This is a genomic window from Secundilactobacillus odoratitofui DSM 19909 = JCM 15043 (assembly GCF_001434895.1).
Classification (GTDB): Bacteria; Bacillota; Bacilli; order Lactobacillales; family Lactobacillaceae; genus Secundilactobacillus; species Secundilactobacillus odoratitofui.
Genome location: NZ_AZEE01000030.1, coordinates 17,852 through 33,156, shown reverse-complemented (window position 1 = coordinate 33,156; position 15,305 = coordinate 17,852). Strand labels below are relative to the sequence as shown.

The following is a 15,305-nucleotide window of genomic DNA, read 5'->3' as shown; positions in this document are numbered from 1 at the left end:
AAAAATTGTTGGAATAAACACCCAATTTTCAAAAATGTTAAATTTAAAATGATAACTCACCTTGAAACAATCAAATTAATTGCGGTAAACTTAATCTATCAAAGCAAGGGAACTGGTTTTCATGATTCACTTAAAACTTAGAACCAACCGCTACATAGATATGGTCGAACGCATGACTGGTCGTTCACACTGGGTTATTATGACCGCCCTCAAGCCATTTGCAATCAATTACAACGCTTGGCGGATTAATCGAACGGTGTTTGATGACGCAAACCAATTTGTCGTCGCTTTAATGGTTTTGGTTGAAAAAACCACCAAACAACCTCATGCGCCACTTGATGACGTTGGTGTCGCACAACTTCATCAGCGTTTAAAGCAACGGGCCGATCAATGAGGTAACCCCATCAAATGGTCAACGTTAGTAACGAACTAGTTTTTCAGTACGAAATTAATGGGTAACTGATTTCGTACTGTTATTTAGCCTTACACCGTGACAAATTCAAATTCGATCATAAACAAAAGCAAGCGTGAAATCCCTGAAAACGGGTATCCACGCTTGCTTTTTGCTTCTATTTTGCGCCCTAACCGGTTTATTTTGATTAAGCCCGTTTTTCATGCAAACGACTTGCTAACAGTAAGCCAATAATTTCCAGGATAAAGAACGTGATAAACACCCAGTGGAACTGTTTGATTGTGGTGGCGCCACCCAATGACAGGATAATTGTTGCCACGGCAACACCAGTCGACCCAAGTAGCTGACGCATGGTCGTGATAACCGCTGTACCGTGTGAAATCCGATCCTTTGGTAAGGCATCGGCGCCCAAAGTAACCGCCGGCATCATCACAAAGGCGTTACCCCCTTCAATCAACATCGCGATTGGCATCATGGCCCAAAGTGAAAAAGTCACTGGGATAATTGCCAAAATCCCCCAGCCAATTAAAATCATGCTCATTCCAATCAAAAGAACCCGCTTAAACCCAATTCGGTCAGCTAAGCGACCCGTCAACGGATTTAAGAGACTTAGGAAAATCGCACCTGGAACCAGTGCCATACCTGAGATAAACGGGCTAACACCTAAAATCAGTTGGTAGTAGAGTGGGAACACGATCGTCACAACGATGAGTGCAATGTAAGATAACCCGGTAAGCCAAACTGCTGCGTTAAACTGTGCGACTTTAAAGACCCGTAAATCAAGCAGTGGTTCCGGTAATCGAAGTTGTCGCATCCCAAAATAGACGACCAGTAGCAGACTAATGACCAAAATCACCATCGCGCTGGTCCAGTTAACGCCGTGTTGTCCAACTAAGTTCACGACGTACAACACGCCAATAAAGCCAACCAGGCTGACAACTGACAGCCAATCAAGTCGTGATGGTTGCTTCGGCATCACGTTTTGAATGGTCTTTAAAGCCAGTAACACCACCAAAGTGATGACTATCATAAAGACGACGAACAGGCCTTGCCAACTCGTGAATTTCAAGACGATGCCTGAGATGATTGGGCCAACTGCCAATGCTGAACCCATCACCAGGCCGGCGACGCCCATGGCACCGCCACGCTCTTGCTTAGGCGTAATGGTGAGTAACACTGTCTGGTACGATGGAAACAAGATACCAACGCCAATGGCTTCCAACGCACGGCCGAATAATACCAATGGAAAATTAGGTGCAAGAATAATGAGCAGTGTGCCCAGATCAAACATGATCAACACCGCCAGAAAAAGTGCTTTGAAGCCAATATTGTTCAACAGCCACGGACTAACTGGCATCATGATACACATAATTAGCATAAAGCCAGTCGTTAACCACTGAACGGTTGACGCTGAAATTGAAAAATAACGCATTAACGTCGGATATGCTGTCGACAACGCTGACTGACTGATGGACATGGTAAAGGTGCCCATTAACAGCGTTGTGACAAACCAAAAACGACGACGTCCCGATAAACTTGGTGCTTGTTGCATTCGAATTCCCCCTTACCCTTCTATCATAGTGATTTCAACCAGCGCTGTAAAATTCAACGTCGTTGGTTGTACATTTTAAACAACCTTGCTACAATGTTTATCAACAAAATAATGAGGAGGATGTAAATGACATCACCAATTTTCGCTTTCTTTGATCCAACCTATATTCTGGTTATCATTGGTCTGCTCCTATCCATGGCTGCTTCTGGCTACGTGAATTCAACGTTTGCTAAGTACGATCGCTATCGTGCTCAAAGCGGCGTTACGGGAACGAGCGCTGCCGAATACATTTTGCAACAATCTGGCATCACTGACGTCACCGTCCACCCAATCGCCGGCAACCTCACCGATAATTATAACGGTGGCAACAAAACCCTGAACTTATCTGAAGCGACAGCCAATGCTTCATCGGTCGCTGCCATTGGCGTGGCGGCTCACGAATGCGGGCACGCTGTCCAAGACGCTAAAAACTACCTCCCAATGCGACTTCGAACTGCTATTGTACCAATCGCCAACTTAGGCTCGACACTGTCGTTCCCACTGATTTTAATTGGCGTTGTGATGAGTATGAACGCAACTTTAATTCACTTGGGTATTTTTCTGTTTTCATTTGCCCTTCTCTTTCAACTGGTCACGTTGCCAGTTGAATTCAACGCTTCGCACCGAGCGCTTCAAATTTTAAGTGACGGTGGCTTGTTGACACCAGCCGAAGTACCAATGGTTCGCAAGGTATTGACGGCAGCCGCACTCACTTACGTGGCAGCTGCTCTGGCCACCTTCCTTCAACTCCTCCGGTTAATCATTCTTTTTGGCGGAAATCGTGACGACAATTAAGCCGACTTGGCCTATAATGGCAAGTAAGACGTCAAAAGGTTGGTGAGAAAGATGGACTTAGTTTCCTATTTGAAAGATCAAATCGATTTTTTAACTGAACAATTTAACCAAGCCGAATCCGACAACGATATCACGATGAAATACATCGTTGAATCACGGTTGGATGAGGCCAAAAAAATTCAAAAAGCAATTGACGATGGTGAAATCACCACCCTCAGTTAACATTTGAGCGCAGTTATCACTAGCTGTGCTTTTTGTTTACAGAAATAAAATTCTGTTCGCACGGTTCATTGAAAAACCGTGCGTACCTAACGAACACACACCCAGTTGGGTTGCCAGACTTGGTGAAATCAGTGACAAGGTGTAACATTGTAAGTGTTGAAATCAATTCAAAAGGAGCACGAAATTCGTGATTACATTAAAATCAGAACGTGAAATTGACATGATGCGCAAATCTGGTGCCATTTTAGCTGGTGTGCACAAAGGACTGCGTGACATTATCAAACCAGGTATCTCAAGCTGGGATATTGAAAAATTTGCAAATGCCTACATTGAAGAACACGGTGCCAAGGCCGAAGAAAAGGGCTTTGAAGGCTACAAGTACGCGACTTGCGTCAGCGTCAACGATGAAGTGGCTCACGCAACGCCTCGTAAAGATTTGTTACTCAAAAACGGTGACATCGTTGCCGTTGATCTCGTCGTTAATTTAGACGGCTTCATGAGTGACTCTTGCTGGACTTACGCAGTTGGTGAAATCAGCGAAGAAAAGCAACACTTGATGGACGTTACCTTAAAGGCCCTCTACCTTGGTATTGATCAGGCCGTGATCGGTAACCGCATTGGTGATATTGGCTACGCAATTCAACACTACGTTGAAGACGAAAACCACATGGGTGATGTTCGTGAACTGATTGGTCACGGCATTCAACCAACGATGCACGAAGAACCAAACGTGCCTCACTACGGTGAAAAGGGTAAGGGATTACGGCTACGCGAAGGGATGACCATTACGATCGAACCAATGGTCAACCTGGGTACGTGGCAGATCGTCTCAAAGCCAATTCCTGGTGACACCTGGGAATACTACGCTTCAGCCGATGGTTCACCTTCGGCGCAATACGAGCACACCTTGGTGATTACTAAGGACGGTCCTAAGATTTTAACTTCACAGGATCCTGAAATGGACGCAAAGTACCTTTAATGTAACGATGTCTAATGGTCAATCAACAACGTCATGAGCCCGCCAACTGGTCGGTTGCATGGCGTTGTTTACATATTAATGACTTACAACTGTACGTTTAAGTCATTGTTTTGTTATCATGAAGTTAGTATTTTTAGAGGAGGAATCGGCAGTGTCACTTACAAATAAAACCCCTGAACATCAAGTTGCCTCGCTTTTCAACCGAATTGCTGGCAATTATGATCAAATGAATAATCTCATTACCCTTGGCACACACAAGCACTGGCGCACAGTGACAATGCAGCAGCTCAACCTCAAGCCTGGCAGCTTCGCAATTGATCTCTGCTGTGGAACTGGTGACTGGACTTTAGCACTCGCTAAAGCAGTGGGCCCATCCGGTCGAGTTGTGGGTTTAGATTTTAGCGATGAAATGTTAGCCATTGCCAAACAAAAAGTTGCTCAGGCAGGGTACCAAGACCGCGTCACTTTAATTCAAGGCGATGCCATGTCACTGCCATACAATGACGACCAGTTTGATGTCGCTACCATCGGTTTCGGCCTACGCAACGTGCCAGATGCCAACCAAGTGTTGCGTGAAATGACCCGCGTCGTTCATCCTGGCGGTCAAGTTGCCTGTCTGGAAACATCACAGCCAACGCAACCCATCATCAAATTAGGTTGGCAAGCTTACTTCAAACTTGTGCCGATGATGACAAAATTAGCGGTCCGTAATTATCAAGATTATGCTTACCTGCAACACACAACGGCGGCCTTTGTGAGCGCCAAGGAACTGGTCAAGATGTTTGAAGCCGCCGGGCTAGTTGGCGTTTCTTACCGAACCTTTGATTTAGGTGCGGCCACGTTGCACCTTGGTATGCGGCCGTTTAATTAATCTACCCCCCGGTTGGTTCCGTGCAATCGACAGCAATCAAAATAAACGACATCGCTGATTCTAACTGAATCAACGATGTCGTTTATTGACTATTGGCGAAACTAGTTGTCAAATGGTTCATCCGCCCAACCATGGGTCTTCAGATCAACATCCCGCTTTTTCATGCCAGATACGTATGGATTACCCTTAACGTAGTATCGATATGGTGCATCCGTTGCATCTCCGCGTCGACTGACCCCGACACGAGCTGAACTGACGATTTGTCGCGGTTGCCGTCCAGTTGTTAAGTCAATCTTAATGGGGCCCGCATTGATCATGGTGAGATTCCACTGCTTATCATGAATGCCAAAAGCACTCATCAGCTTGCCAGGACCATTGGTCAGCTCTGATCCCGTTTTGCCCCGATTTTTGGTCATAATGTCAATACCTTCAACGGGTTCAAGTCCTCGAACTAAAATTCCTTGCGGCTCATCTTTAGGCTGTACGGCAATATCAAACATATACTGGCCGTGTAGCGTATAGATATAAATTGTACCAGGTGCACCGTACAATGCCTCGTTGGCAGCCGTTCGCCGGCCTTGGTATGCATGGGCGGCTGAATCACGAGCGCCTAAATAAGCCTCAGCCTCTACGATGTAGCCACTCACCAGCCCACTTGGTGACTGATAACTCAACAGTTTCCCTAACACATTCTGCGTTATTTGTTCCGTTGGTTTGCCACTAAAAAATGCTGTGATTGTATCCATAAGCCATCTTCCACCCCCACTTTTATAACTATGGTATATTGTAATTATAGAAGAGGTGGACAATAATGACACTTAAAATTGAACGAATTTATACTAAACCCGCTGATATGGACGGTTACCGCATCTTAGTTGACCGGGTGTGGCCCCGTGGCATCTCGAAGGAAAAAGCTGCGTTGGATGAATGGTTTAAAACCATTGCCCCGACCAAGGAGCTGCGACAATGGTTTGGCCACGTGCCCGAAAAATATCCGGAATTTAAATCCCGCTACGAACAAGAGCTGGACACTAACCCTGACCGAGAATCTTTTTTAAACCTAGTTGCTGAGCATTTGGCACAAGGTAACGTCATTTTACTATATGGCGCTAAGGATGAGACCCACAACCAGGCCGTTGTGCTCAAAGACTACATTGAGACTCACCAAAATTAACTTTATCGCAAAAGACCACTTAGTTGAACCTATCAGCCAATTGACTGATGTTTTCAACTAAGCGGTCTTTTTTAAGTCTTGAATTACCCAATCATTTGAGCAATGTTTGCTAGGGATAACGCACTGGTGTTGGGTAGCTTAACTTGAGCGGTCGCAATTTCGGCTTCCTCACCAATGCCGATTGATATAACACCAGCAGCATTCAAAGCTGCCAACCCAGTCTGGGAATCTTCGAACCCCAAGCATTGCTGAGGCGATCGGTTTAACATCGCTGCAGCTTGTTGGTAAATATCCGGCGCTGGTTTATTATGGGCTAGCGTTGCCGGATCGACAATCAACGGGAAATAGCTTTCAAGCGCCATTCGTTGAATTTCAAGTGGTGCATTAACTGAAGCGGAAGCCAACACGATACCAAAATGATGCTGCTGTAGATCGTTCAAAAAATCAATTACGCCTGGCAAAATGTCTGCTGGTGACATATGCGCAATCAACTTGAGGTACATTTCGTTCTTATGATCACCAAGTGCCGTTTGCTGTTGCACAGAATACTGACGCTCCAAATTGCCTGCGTGTAAAATCGCAGTGACGGCATCGCTTCGGCTCATACCGACTACTGATTGCGCTAACGTCGACGTCCATTCCACGCCTAATTCAGTCGCCAATTGATGCCACGCCTGTAAGTGATACTTAGAAGTATCCGCAATGACACCGTGTAAATCAAATAACGCCCCCGAATATTGCTCAAAATTTGACATTTGTGCCACCTCACTCAAATTAAGAAAATAGCCTTTAATTTTCAAACCATTCCCGTATAATTAATACCGTTATGGAGGGATTAAACGACGATGTACCAACCAAACGGTAAACCAACCATTTTAGGTGATTGTATCCTACTTGTTATTTCTATTATAATCAATTCACTGGGAAACGCACTGACAGTCTCTCTGAATTTAGGGAGTGCGTTGTGGACTGCATCAGCAGTAAACTTAGCTCATCTATTCCAGATGAACCTGGGTAACATGTTGCTACTAGAGGGAGTTGCGGTTATTTTAGCTAACGCCCTGTTATTACGACATTTTGACTGGCACCGGATGCTCGGTAACGTGTTATTCATGGTGCCCTTCAGTTACCTCGTCAGTGGGATCACCCACCTGTTCTTAATGCTTGGCATTCAACACTTGCCGCTGGTTCCCGCCGTGATACTCGATATCGTTGGCGTCATGTTTATCGGTTGTGGCATCTCCATCTACCAGCGAATCAATTTAATTTTGCATCCAAACGATGATTTAATGCAGATTATTAGATTTAAATTTTTGCATGGAAACGCCGTAACGGCATCGCTGGTTGCGTACTTGACACCGCTAATCATTATTTTAGTGACTTTCTCAATTCAGCACCAAGTTTGGGCGGTCAATATTGGGACCTTTGTCGCCCTATTTTTCTCAGGGACGTTTATCGCACTGAGTGATCGATATGTGTTCGCACGACTGAAACATCAACGCTTGTAGTCAATATTAATCAACAAAAGGATTGTAACTTCCAAAACCTGGAGGCTGCAATCCTTTTTAATGTCATGCTGAGATTCAGACGCGTCTGGACATGATTGTTTCGTTAAAATTCAAATTGATCAACGACTTCAAACGTCACGTTGGCGTTTTGTTTGATTAACTTAGCCACCGGACAATAGTTCTTGGCTTCGTCAACCAGTGCTCGTGCCTGGTCGTGCTCAACGCCCGCCATTAAGATTTGAATCCGGACGATAAACTGGTACCCAGTATCGTCCTTCAACTGATCAACACCAGTGTGGACGACACTCTTGTGGGGTAAGTTATGCATCCGTTCGATAATCTCAATCGTTGCGTTAAAACAGGTGCTGACTGCCAAGCCAATCAGTTGCTCTGGGTTAGTACCTGCACCCTTCACCAACGAACTGCTTACACCTAGTGCCAGACTTTCATTCCCCCGAATAAAACTTACGCCACTCAAACCTTTTTCATTTACCGCTTCAGTATGATACAACGATCCATCAATAGCCATGATTGGGATCCCCCTTTGTTTTTGGTGCTTGTAGTTTAGCACGCGAAAAACCAATCACAAAGGGTTTAGCTTGCTCAAATTGTGGGAAGAACCTCGTTTGGAAAATACTTGATTAATTTAAGCAATTACTAATTTTATCCCTTGGTTATTTCCTATCATAAAAAAATCGATGAATGTTATCATTCACCGATAATTTGATATTTAACAACGCCACCCTACTTCACCGGCTGATTAACCGCCCATTCAGGCGTCTGACCAGATAACACGGCGTCAATCATCTTGGAAGCCCCCATGGCCATATTGTACCCGGCTTCATGAGTAATTGCTGCTGAATGAGGCGTTAAATAGGCATTATCCAAACTCATCAGTGGATCATCCTTCGGCAGCGGTTCGTGTTCAAATACGTCCAACCCAGCCCCGGCGATATCGTGTTGTTTAAGTGCATCATATAACGCTTGTTCATCAACAATGGCACCACGCGCCATGTTCACAAGGTAAGCCGATTTTTTCATGAGTTTCAGTGCTTGAGCATCAATTAAATGTTCAGTTGCCGGAACCGCAGCAATATGAATTGACACAAAATCACTTTCGGTTAACAGCGTTTCTAAATCAACGTAGGTGCCATAAGGCGTATCCCGGTGGGTCCGGTTATAAATCAAAATGCGACACCCGAAGCCAGTTAATAGCTTGGCCACCGTTTGGCCAATATCCCCAAATCCGATAATGCCAACGGTAGCGCCGGTCAGTTCACGACCAACAATGGACTCTTTTTGCGTCCAACCATTCGTCTTCATATTAGCGGCAATCGGAATCGACTGCTTAGCAAGCAACAACATGTCTGTCACCGCAGCTTCTGCAACACTAACGGCATTGGCGCCCGGTGTGTTGGTTACCCAGACACCCTTTTTGGCAGCATAATCAGCGTCAATATTATCGTAACCAACGCCATATCGTGCCAAGACTTTTAGGTTAGGTAATTGATCATACAGGTCATTAGGCATTGGTGACAAATAAACCATCGCACCAGCTACGTCTGGGTGAGCCAGCAGGTCTGCCTTGGATGGATTGGCAACCTTGATGACATCGTAACCTTTTTGGGCTAAATAGTGATTCGTTTGTGCATCAGCTGCTTCTGGAATAATTATCTTTTGCATGTTCATTTCCTTTCTTATGGACCGCGCTTCAGAATAGCTTTATTTTAACACGAAACGAGTTCTAGCCTGCAGACCTGACTCAGTCATCCAGCACCGAAACCCGGTTGCGGCCAAATTGTTTTGCTCGGTATAACTGCTGATCCGCACGCCGATAAATTTCCATATAGTTCTGGTCTTCTGGCAAAACGTCTGCCTGACCAAGCGAAACCGTAATCTGAAACTTTTCGCCGGCTTTGGTCATGAACATTAACTCGCTAATCGATTTGCGGACATTGTTGGCAACCTGTCTAGTCTCTTCAAATTGACCATTTCGATCAAAAACAATGAAGCTAAACTCTTCACCGCCAATTCGATAAGCCTTGGCATCAGTGCTAATGCCCTTAACTAATTGTCCCAATTGCGTCGCGACCCGTTCGAGAACCACGTTGCCTTCCAAGTGACCGTACTGGTCGTTAACATGCTTGAAGTGGTCAATATCAAAGGTGTAGACCAGGTAGGCGACACCTTGTGTTTGGTACTGTTTAAAGGCCGTCATTAAATCTTCGTTAAACACCCGAAAGTTATTGAGGTGGGTTAAATTATCTGTGTTAGCTTCCTGCATTAAAATAATGCGTCTGCGATGTTGCTGTTTCAGCCGTTTTTGAATGATCCAAATCAAATAGTCAATGGCAACGCTAGACCCAATCTCCCACCACCAACCAACATCAATGCCACGCAACGAAACTAGATTAGCCCACATGAAGGGCAAGGCAAACAGTAGACTGAACGGGTAGTAAAGCCACCGATGCGCCGTTAATTCACGGTTAAAATGTCCGGCTGCCCACATCAACAAAACTGACATGGCAAAGAAGATGGGCCAATGGGTTACATTGGGTAGCCACCAGTACCAAACAAAGAGGGTAGCGGTCAAACTAAGCAGCAACCATCGGCCTTGTTTAAAGAGTACCGCAAACATGATCACACCAATCTGAAAATTCAGATAATTCCACCCATAGCCGGTAATATAGTGTTGCTGCATAATCCGTAACTCAGAAGCTGCATGGAATAACACTAAAAAGCCAATGGTTAAAATAATTTGATTAAAACCACGAAGTTTCAGTTTAGCTGCGTGATAAAAATCAGTGCTACCAAGCCAGGTAAAGATGAGCGCAAACCCAGTCAGTAGCAAACTATTGATGATAAAAGTTACAAGTCTAATTGCCCAAGCTAGCACTCTGTTTACCCCCTTTTTTAACACAATTATGAAATTGTTATAACATTTGATGTGCTATAAACGTTAATATATCAACGTTTTCATTCTCATTTCCAGCATAACACAAAACAACTAAAATAACCCACAAAAAAACGATGGTCCCAATTCTGGAATCATCGTTTATGCATTTAATTTTATAAATTCAATTAAGCAAAGTGGTTCGGTGATAAAATCAATTTACCCCGAATTGCCGATTTACGTTCAACCGTTGCTGGCCGTTCTGACTCGGCAACTACAGCAGGTGTTGGCGTAAAGACTAACTCGTGATCGTGCTTGACCAATCGTCTAATCGACATCAAGATCACCGCACAAACACCAATCAGTGGAAAACCAGCTAGAACTGAAATCGTCTGAATAACTTGGAAGCCACCCACCATGACAAGTGAGAAGGCAAAAATCATAAAGACAACTACCCAAGTCATCCGGTTAAAGCGAGTTGGTTCACGATGCTTCAACGGCGTGCTCGTAAATGACGATAGAATGTAGGCTGACCCTGAAATGGTTGTGGCCAAGAAGATAAAGCATGACACACAGTATAGCAATGTCATAACCTGCTTCATTGGCAGCGTCCCAATCACGGTTGCAATTACAGCCGCCTGGCCTTGCGTATTCAAAATGTGGACCAAATTGATCACGCCATTTTGTTGCAGCCAAAGTGCGTAGCCACCCATGACGGCGTAAAACAAGGCACACCCGGTAAACCCGTATAAGAGCATTCCCATCAACATTTGACGAATCGTTTTACCACGAGAGATTTTGGCGATGAACAAGCCCATGACAGGCATGTATGATAACCACCAGCCCCAGTAGAAGATCGTATCTTGTTGGGTCGTACTTGGCGTTGCGTTCGTTGCAATTGGGACGAATTTTTGAACCAACATCCCTAAACTATGTGCTTCATTCGTAATAATGTAGCGGGTTGGGCCAAAGAATAAAATTAACACCAGAAAACCGATCGCTAACCAGATGTGCGCCATGCTTAAACGATCAATACCACCGTTTAATCCTTTAAAGACGGTGACCGCAAACAAAATGAACAAGATTACAAACAAGCCCATTTCGAGCGGTAGCCCGTATTTAACACCCGTTGCGCTGGAGAAGGCCTTCGCTGTAATTGGGACTTCCATCCCAATTGAGGAGCCAACACCACCAATAATACCAACCACAACGAGCACGTTGATCAATCCGGCAAAGAAACGCTTCATGACTTGGTGCTTTTCACCGTCCAACATGCCAATGCCATCGCTTAACTTTTGAACTGGTTGCCCCTTACGATACATCAGGTAACCGATCAAAACGGCAGCCGGCGCAAACATCATCCACGCCATTGGCCCCCAGTTAAACTGACCCATCATCGTTGCGGAAATGTACGCCGCGTGTGAATAGGCTTTGAAGTGAAACGGTGGGTTTTGGATCACTGTCAGTGGATCCGTAATCGATAACATCATGATACTTGCATCGATTGCGGTCGCAAAGACCATCGCACCCCATTTAAAACCACTGTATACTGGTTTGTCATCAGGTTTTCCAATTTTAATTTTCCCATATCGGCTAAATGCCAATCCGATTAAGAAGACAAAGTTGACAATGTAAATACCAAGGTACAGCCAACCCAACTTGAGATTCATCCAACTTAACAGGCTAGACAGCGGCGCTTGAAGCCCCTGTCCACCAACCATTAAAACCAATGTTGCCAGTAAGAATAATCCCACAGTCGGTACAAAGACCCACTTGTTGATTAACTTGCTTCTTAAAATAATAATCCTCCTCTTATAATATTACATACTGAAATTTTACAGACGTATTTTCATAAAATTCAGCGTATTTTCAGTCAGGTTAGCAAAGAGAACGCAAAAACGCCATTGAGATCGTCCAAGACCACCTGCAACAGCGTTTTCTGCAACAAATTGCCACTTCCAAAGTAACCCGATTGAATTTACATTTTCTATTATACACCGTAGAGATAATAAGTAAAATCAAGTTAAATGATAAGTGAATTCATATTAATCTATAGTTTTAATGACACGAGCCGGATTACCGGCAATCACAACGTTATCACCGAATGATTTTGTAACCACTGAACCCGCGCCAACGACGACGTTATTGCCTAAAGTGACTCCGGGCAAAATGGTAACGCGGCCACCCAGCCAAGCACTGTTACCGATCGTAATGGGCTTACCCATCTCGACATCCGCATCCCGTTGAACGTGGTCCAAGGGATGAACGGGGGTGTATAGGCCAACGTTAGGGCCAAAGTAACAATGCTCACCAATCGTAATCGGACAAGTATCTAAAAAGGTCATATCGTAATTGCCATAGAAGTGATCACCAATGTGAATGTTAAAGCCGTAATCAAACTTAAAGTCGGTTTCCACGAAAAAGTCATCACCAACATCCGCCAATAAGGCCTTAAACCGGTCATTACGATTTTGATTATCCGTGATGTGGTTAATTTCTTCTAGCTGCTGGCGAATGTACACCCGCCGGTCAATCAATTCTTTATCAAACTGCTGGTATGGCTCACCGGCAGTCATCTTCTCTCGTTCTGTTGTCATATTGCACGCTCCTTCTTCCCTTTTAGCATAGCACAAATGGCCATGGGTTAAAAAAGGCCAAATAAAAACACAACCGTCTCAACGATGGTTGTGTTTTTATCACTAACTGATCTGTTTCTCCAACAGGATCAACTAGCAAGCGTTAAGCAGATTATAATGGGGGATCTACTTAACTGAGTTAGGATTGTATAAATCGTTTGGAGACTCTAGGGGATCTCCAACAGAGAAGTATCTTTTCATCTTGGGGGATTAAATAAGATGACTTCTTGACCAGATTTGACAAGTACGGGGATAAATCTAGTTAATCACCACATCTCTGCGATGAGTAAATACATTATACCACACATTTTACATATGAGCCGGTAAACTTTTGGATAATTTCAAAAAAGATTGGTCAATTTATGAACAACTATTTCAGTATGACTATTATACTTAAAAGTCACTGGTTTAAACGTTATTGGCGTTAAATTCTGATAAATTGTCGGAATTCATCAAAATAAATGATCATATCCTGTACTAACCTTCTATTTTAATTAACCATTTACTGGCCAAAAAAATTATAGCAACTATCACTAACGAATGCCAATAATCCGACCCAGCGAGTTGAATTACTTTCATCTCAATATAATTGCACTAAACTGGAGGTGTTATCTTGTTAATTTGGGAAAGGGGCGATTTGTTTGAAACTTGCTTTAACGATTTTTATTCTCAATGCCTGTTACATTACCTTAAATACCTTTCGGACCATGCTAGTTGTGCGACGTCAGCGGTTATGGGCGCCATTGCTAGCCGTTTTAGAGGAATTTGTGTACGTGATTGCCTTAGCGATTGCCTTAAAAAATATCAACTCACCAGTTAACGTTTTAGCTTACACCGTCGGCTTTGGGATCGGGATTTACCTCGGTATCTTAATTGAAGATCACGTTGCCTTAGGCTACGTTAATTTTCAAGTCACCGTTAAAATTGACCAAGGTGATCCAGACTATGAACATAATAAAAAGCTTCCAGAAACACTGCGTGATAACGGCTACGGTGTGACGGAAACTTGGGGTTATGGTCGTGACGGATCACGATTGATTTTAAATATTTTGGCGCCTAGAAAGGCTGACCATCGACTGATGACGCTGATTCATGAGCTCGCACCCGACGCCTTTGTGATGGTCAATGAACCCACACAAATGTCTGGTGGCTTTTGGAGTAAGGAAGTTGAACGACGCTTTAGAAAAGTGGCTCATAAAAACTAAGCCGAGCACTCGAATTACAGATCTTTGAAGAGGTCGAGTTGTTCGAGTGCTTTTTGAATGTCATTAACCGATTGCTTTGTTTCTGAAGTGGTCATTTTAGGCGTTGATGGCGTTGCCTTTGTTGTGGCCGGCTGGTTTGGCGTCTTTTTCACCCTTGGTTGTTGACTAAGTTCCGTTGAATGCTTGGGTGCATGTTTGGTTTGTGCGACACCGGGCTTCATGTGGTCCATGGTTTTGTTAAGTAACTCATCAACAAAGACGTTGCCGTCATTATCAGCGTGCCCCTTGGTCCAAACAAATGACAGCTGGGTAAACTGTGACAATAGACTGTCTAGCCGTCGCCACAGTTCAGCGTTTAATAACTCACCACCACTACGACGCCAACCACGACGTTTCCAGCCTGCCAGCCAGTGCTTCTCAATTGCATTTAGCACGTACTTGGAATCCAACACCATGGTAATGTCGGCTTGCTGCTGGTCACGTTGAATCAATGCTTCAAGGGCCTTGATGAGGGCCATGATCTCCATCCGGTTATTGGTAGCGCCCCACTCCCCTTCAGAATCACTGATGACACCATCGGGTAATTCAAGGCGAAATGCCCAGGCCGCTTTATCAGTCGATTTGACGTGACCGCCCTTAACGTTACCAGTATTGCGAGTACCACCATCTGTATAGCCGATAATTAAACTGTCATTGTCTGTATGTGCAACACTTTTTGATAAGTGTTTCGCCGGTTGGACATCACCACTTAGAAACTGCTGGGCCTCTGCCTGCGTTTTAAAGCCTTTAAAAACAGCACCTGGAAACCCCGTCACTTGTTGTTGGGTTTCCGGCCAACTGGTGAAAATGCCGGTTTTGCGTCCTTTTTTCACTGCGTAGTACTTTCCCATGATGCGCCTCACTTCATAAAATTAAGTTCTGTTTAAGTTTAGTAATATCTTATTACAATCCAAATAATTCGGCTCGTCATAATTCTCATTTAAGGTATATTATGCTAAAATTTATAATGTATTCTAAAT

General features: G+C 44.2%; 17 protein-coding genes. 8 read left to right on the top strand and 9 right to left on the bottom strand.

Annotated elements, in window-relative coordinates; translation table 11 throughout:
• The first annotated feature begins 121 nt into the window (after window positions 1-121).
• Window positions 122-394, top strand: coding sequence for a hypothetical protein (locus FD04_RS10370; protein WP_056948705.1), 273 nt, complete (start codon window positions 122-124; stop codon window positions 392-394).
• Between the two features lie 205 nt (window positions 395-599).
• On the opposite strand, the gene FD04_RS10365 is transcribed toward FD04_RS10370, so the two are convergent.
• Entirely contained in the window at window positions 600-1,964 is a 1,365-nt protein-coding gene (locus FD04_RS10365) for a DHA2 family efflux MFS transporter permease subunit (protein WP_054700549.1), read from the bottom strand.
• Window positions 1,965-2,090: 126 nt separating this feature from the next.
• On the opposite strand from FD04_RS10365, the gene FD04_RS10360 reads away from it, so the two are divergent.
• The 4 genes from FD04_RS10360 (at window position 2,091) to FD04_RS10350 (ending at window position 4,870) form a co-directional block, all read left to right on the top strand.
• Window positions 2,091-2,798, top strand: coding sequence for a zinc metallopeptidase (locus FD04_RS10360; protein WP_054700546.1), 708 nt, complete (start codon window positions 2,091-2,093; stop codon window positions 2,796-2,798).
• Between the two features lie 51 nt (window positions 2,799-2,849).
• The gene (locus tag FD04_RS12700) at window positions 2,850-3,020 is read left to right on the top strand and encodes a hypothetical protein (RefSeq protein ID WP_169790172.1); all 171 of its coding nucleotides are present in this window, start codon (window positions 2,850-2,852) and stop codon (window positions 3,018-3,020) included.
• 187 nt (window positions 3,021-3,207) lie between these two features.
• Window positions 3,208-3,999: a type I methionyl aminopeptidase gene (map, locus tag FD04_RS10355; RefSeq protein ID WP_054700544.1), complete on the top strand. Its 792-nt coding sequence runs from the start codon at window positions 3,208-3,210 to the stop codon at window positions 3,997-3,999.
• 151 nt (window positions 4,000-4,150) lie between these two features.
• Window positions 4,151-4,870, top strand: coding sequence for a demethylmenaquinone methyltransferase (locus FD04_RS10350; RefSeq protein WP_056948703.1), 720 nt, complete (start codon window positions 4,151-4,153; stop codon window positions 4,868-4,870).
• 101 nt (window positions 4,871-4,971) lie between these two features.
• Here the strand turns inward: FD04_RS10350 and FD04_RS10345 are convergent, their stop codons facing one another.
• Entirely contained in the window at window positions 4,972-5,616 is a 645-nt protein-coding gene (locus FD04_RS10345) for a DNA-3-methyladenine glycosylase (RefSeq protein WP_056948701.1), read from the bottom strand.
• Between the two features lie 65 nt (window positions 5,617-5,681).
• Between FD04_RS10345 and FD04_RS10340 the strand changes: the two genes are divergently transcribed.
• On the top strand, window positions 5,682-6,044 hold the full coding sequence (locus FD04_RS10340) for a DUF488 domain-containing protein (protein WP_054700541.1): 363 nt from the start codon (window positions 5,682-5,684) through the stop codon (window positions 6,042-6,044).
• Between the two features lie 83 nt (window positions 6,045-6,127).
• On the opposite strand, the gene pgmB is transcribed toward FD04_RS10340, so the two are convergent.
• Window positions 6,128-6,799: a beta-phosphoglucomutase gene (pgmB, locus tag FD04_RS10335; RefSeq protein WP_054700537.1), complete on the bottom strand. Its 672-nt coding sequence runs from the start codon at window positions 6,797-6,799 to the stop codon at window positions 6,128-6,130.
• A 90-nt stretch (window positions 6,800-6,889) separates the two neighbouring features.
• On the opposite strand from pgmB, the gene FD04_RS10330 reads away from it, so the two are divergent.
• A complete protein-coding gene (locus FD04_RS10330) occupies window positions 6,890-7,552 on the top strand; it encodes a YczE/YyaS/YitT family protein (RefSeq protein ID WP_054700534.1) in 663 nt (220 codons plus the stop codon).
• A 103-nt stretch (window positions 7,553-7,655) separates the two neighbouring features.
• On the opposite strand, the gene FD04_RS10325 is transcribed toward FD04_RS10330, so the two are convergent.
• From FD04_RS10325 to FD04_RS10305, 5 genes are all read right to left on the bottom strand, one after another.
• Window positions 7,656-8,081 (bottom strand): OsmC family protein, encoded by a 426-nt coding sequence (locus FD04_RS10325; RefSeq protein ID WP_056948699.1) that lies wholly within the window; start codon window positions 8,079-8,081, stop codon window positions 7,656-7,658.
• Window positions 8,082-8,296: 215 nt separating this feature from the next.
• Window positions 8,297-9,235 carry a phosphoglycerate dehydrogenase gene (locus FD04_RS10320; protein ID WP_054700531.1) on the bottom strand — a complete coding sequence of 313 codons (939 nt, stop codon included), beginning with the start codon at window positions 9,233-9,235 and terminating at the stop codon, window positions 8,297-8,299.
• A gap of 79 nt (window positions 9,236-9,314) precedes the next feature.
• Complete coding sequence (locus FD04_RS10315) at window positions 9,315-10,448, bottom strand: GGDEF domain-containing protein (RefSeq protein ID WP_056948697.1); 1,134 nt, start codon at window positions 10,446-10,448, stop codon at window positions 9,315-9,317.
• 185 nt (window positions 10,449-10,633) lie between these two features.
• Window positions 10,634-12,226, bottom strand: a complete 1,593-nt coding sequence (locus FD04_RS10310) for a BCCT family transporter (RefSeq protein ID WP_082603223.1) — start codon at window positions 12,224-12,226, stop codon at window positions 10,634-10,636.
• A gap of 264 nt (window positions 12,227-12,490) precedes the next feature.
• The gene (locus FD04_RS10305; RefSeq protein ID WP_056948695.1) at window positions 12,491-13,042 is read right to left on the bottom strand and encodes a sugar O-acetyltransferase; all 552 of its coding nucleotides are present in this window, start codon (window positions 13,040-13,042) and stop codon (window positions 12,491-12,493) included.
• Window positions 13,043-13,722: 680 nt separating this feature from the next.
• Here FD04_RS10305 and FD04_RS10300 point away from each other — a divergent pair.
• Entirely contained in the window at window positions 13,723-14,286 is a 564-nt protein-coding gene (locus FD04_RS10300) for a DUF2179 domain-containing protein (RefSeq protein ID WP_056948693.1), read from the top strand.
• Window positions 14,287-14,300: 14 nt separating this feature from the next.
• Here FD04_RS10300 and FD04_RS10295 read toward each other — a convergent pair whose 3' ends face one another.
• Window positions 14,301-15,176: a ribonuclease H family protein gene (locus tag FD04_RS10295; protein ID WP_056948691.1), complete on the bottom strand. Its 876-nt coding sequence runs from the start codon at window positions 15,174-15,176 to the stop codon at window positions 14,301-14,303.
• Window positions 15,177-15,305: the final 129 nt, after the last annotated feature.

What these genes read in the sequence shown, in the direction of transcription:
- FD04_RS10360 (WP_054700546.1), top strand. Translation starts at nt 2,091, where the DNA reads ATGACATCACCAATTTTCGCTTTCTTTGATCCAACCTATATTCTGGTT.
- FD04_RS10365 (WP_054700549.1), bottom strand. Translation starts at nt 1,964, where the DNA reads ATGCAACAAGCACCAAGTTTATCGGGACGTCGTCGTTTTTGGTTTGTC.
- FD04_RS12700 (WP_169790172.1), top strand. Translation starts at nt 2,850, where the DNA reads ATGGACTTAGTTTCCTATTTGAAAGATCAAATCGATTTTTTAACTGAA.
- FD04_RS10320 (WP_054700531.1), bottom strand. Translation starts at nt 9,235, where the DNA reads ATGCAAAAGATAATTATTCCAGAAGCAGCTGATGCACAAACGAATCAC.
- FD04_RS10370 (WP_056948705.1), top strand. Translation starts at nt 122, where the DNA reads ATGATTCACTTAAAACTTAGAACCAACCGCTACATAGATATGGTCGAA.
- FD04_RS10330 (WP_054700534.1), top strand. Translation starts at nt 6,890, where the DNA reads ATGTACCAACCAAACGGTAAACCAACCATTTTAGGTGATTGTATCCTA.
- FD04_RS10345 (WP_056948701.1), bottom strand. Translation starts at nt 5,616, where the DNA reads ATGGATACAATCACAGCATTTTTTAGTGGCAAACCAACGGAACAAATA.
- FD04_RS10340 (WP_054700541.1), top strand. Translation starts at nt 5,682, where the DNA reads ATGACACTTAAAATTGAACGAATTTATACTAAACCCGCTGATATGGAC.
- FD04_RS10305 (WP_056948695.1), bottom strand. Translation starts at nt 13,042, where the DNA reads ATGACAACAGAACGAGAGAAGATGACTGCCGGTGAGCCATACCAGCAG.
- FD04_RS10295 (WP_056948691.1), bottom strand. Translation starts at nt 15,176, where the DNA reads ATGGGAAAGTACTACGCAGTGAAAAAAGGACGCAAAACCGGCATTTTC.
- FD04_RS10325 (WP_056948699.1), bottom strand. Translation starts at nt 8,081, where the DNA reads ATGGCTATTGATGGATCGTTGTATCATACTGAAGCGGTAAATGAAAAA.
- pgmB (WP_054700537.1), bottom strand. Translation starts at nt 6,799, where the DNA reads ATGTCAAATTTTGAGCAATATTCGGGGGCGTTATTTGATTTACACGGT.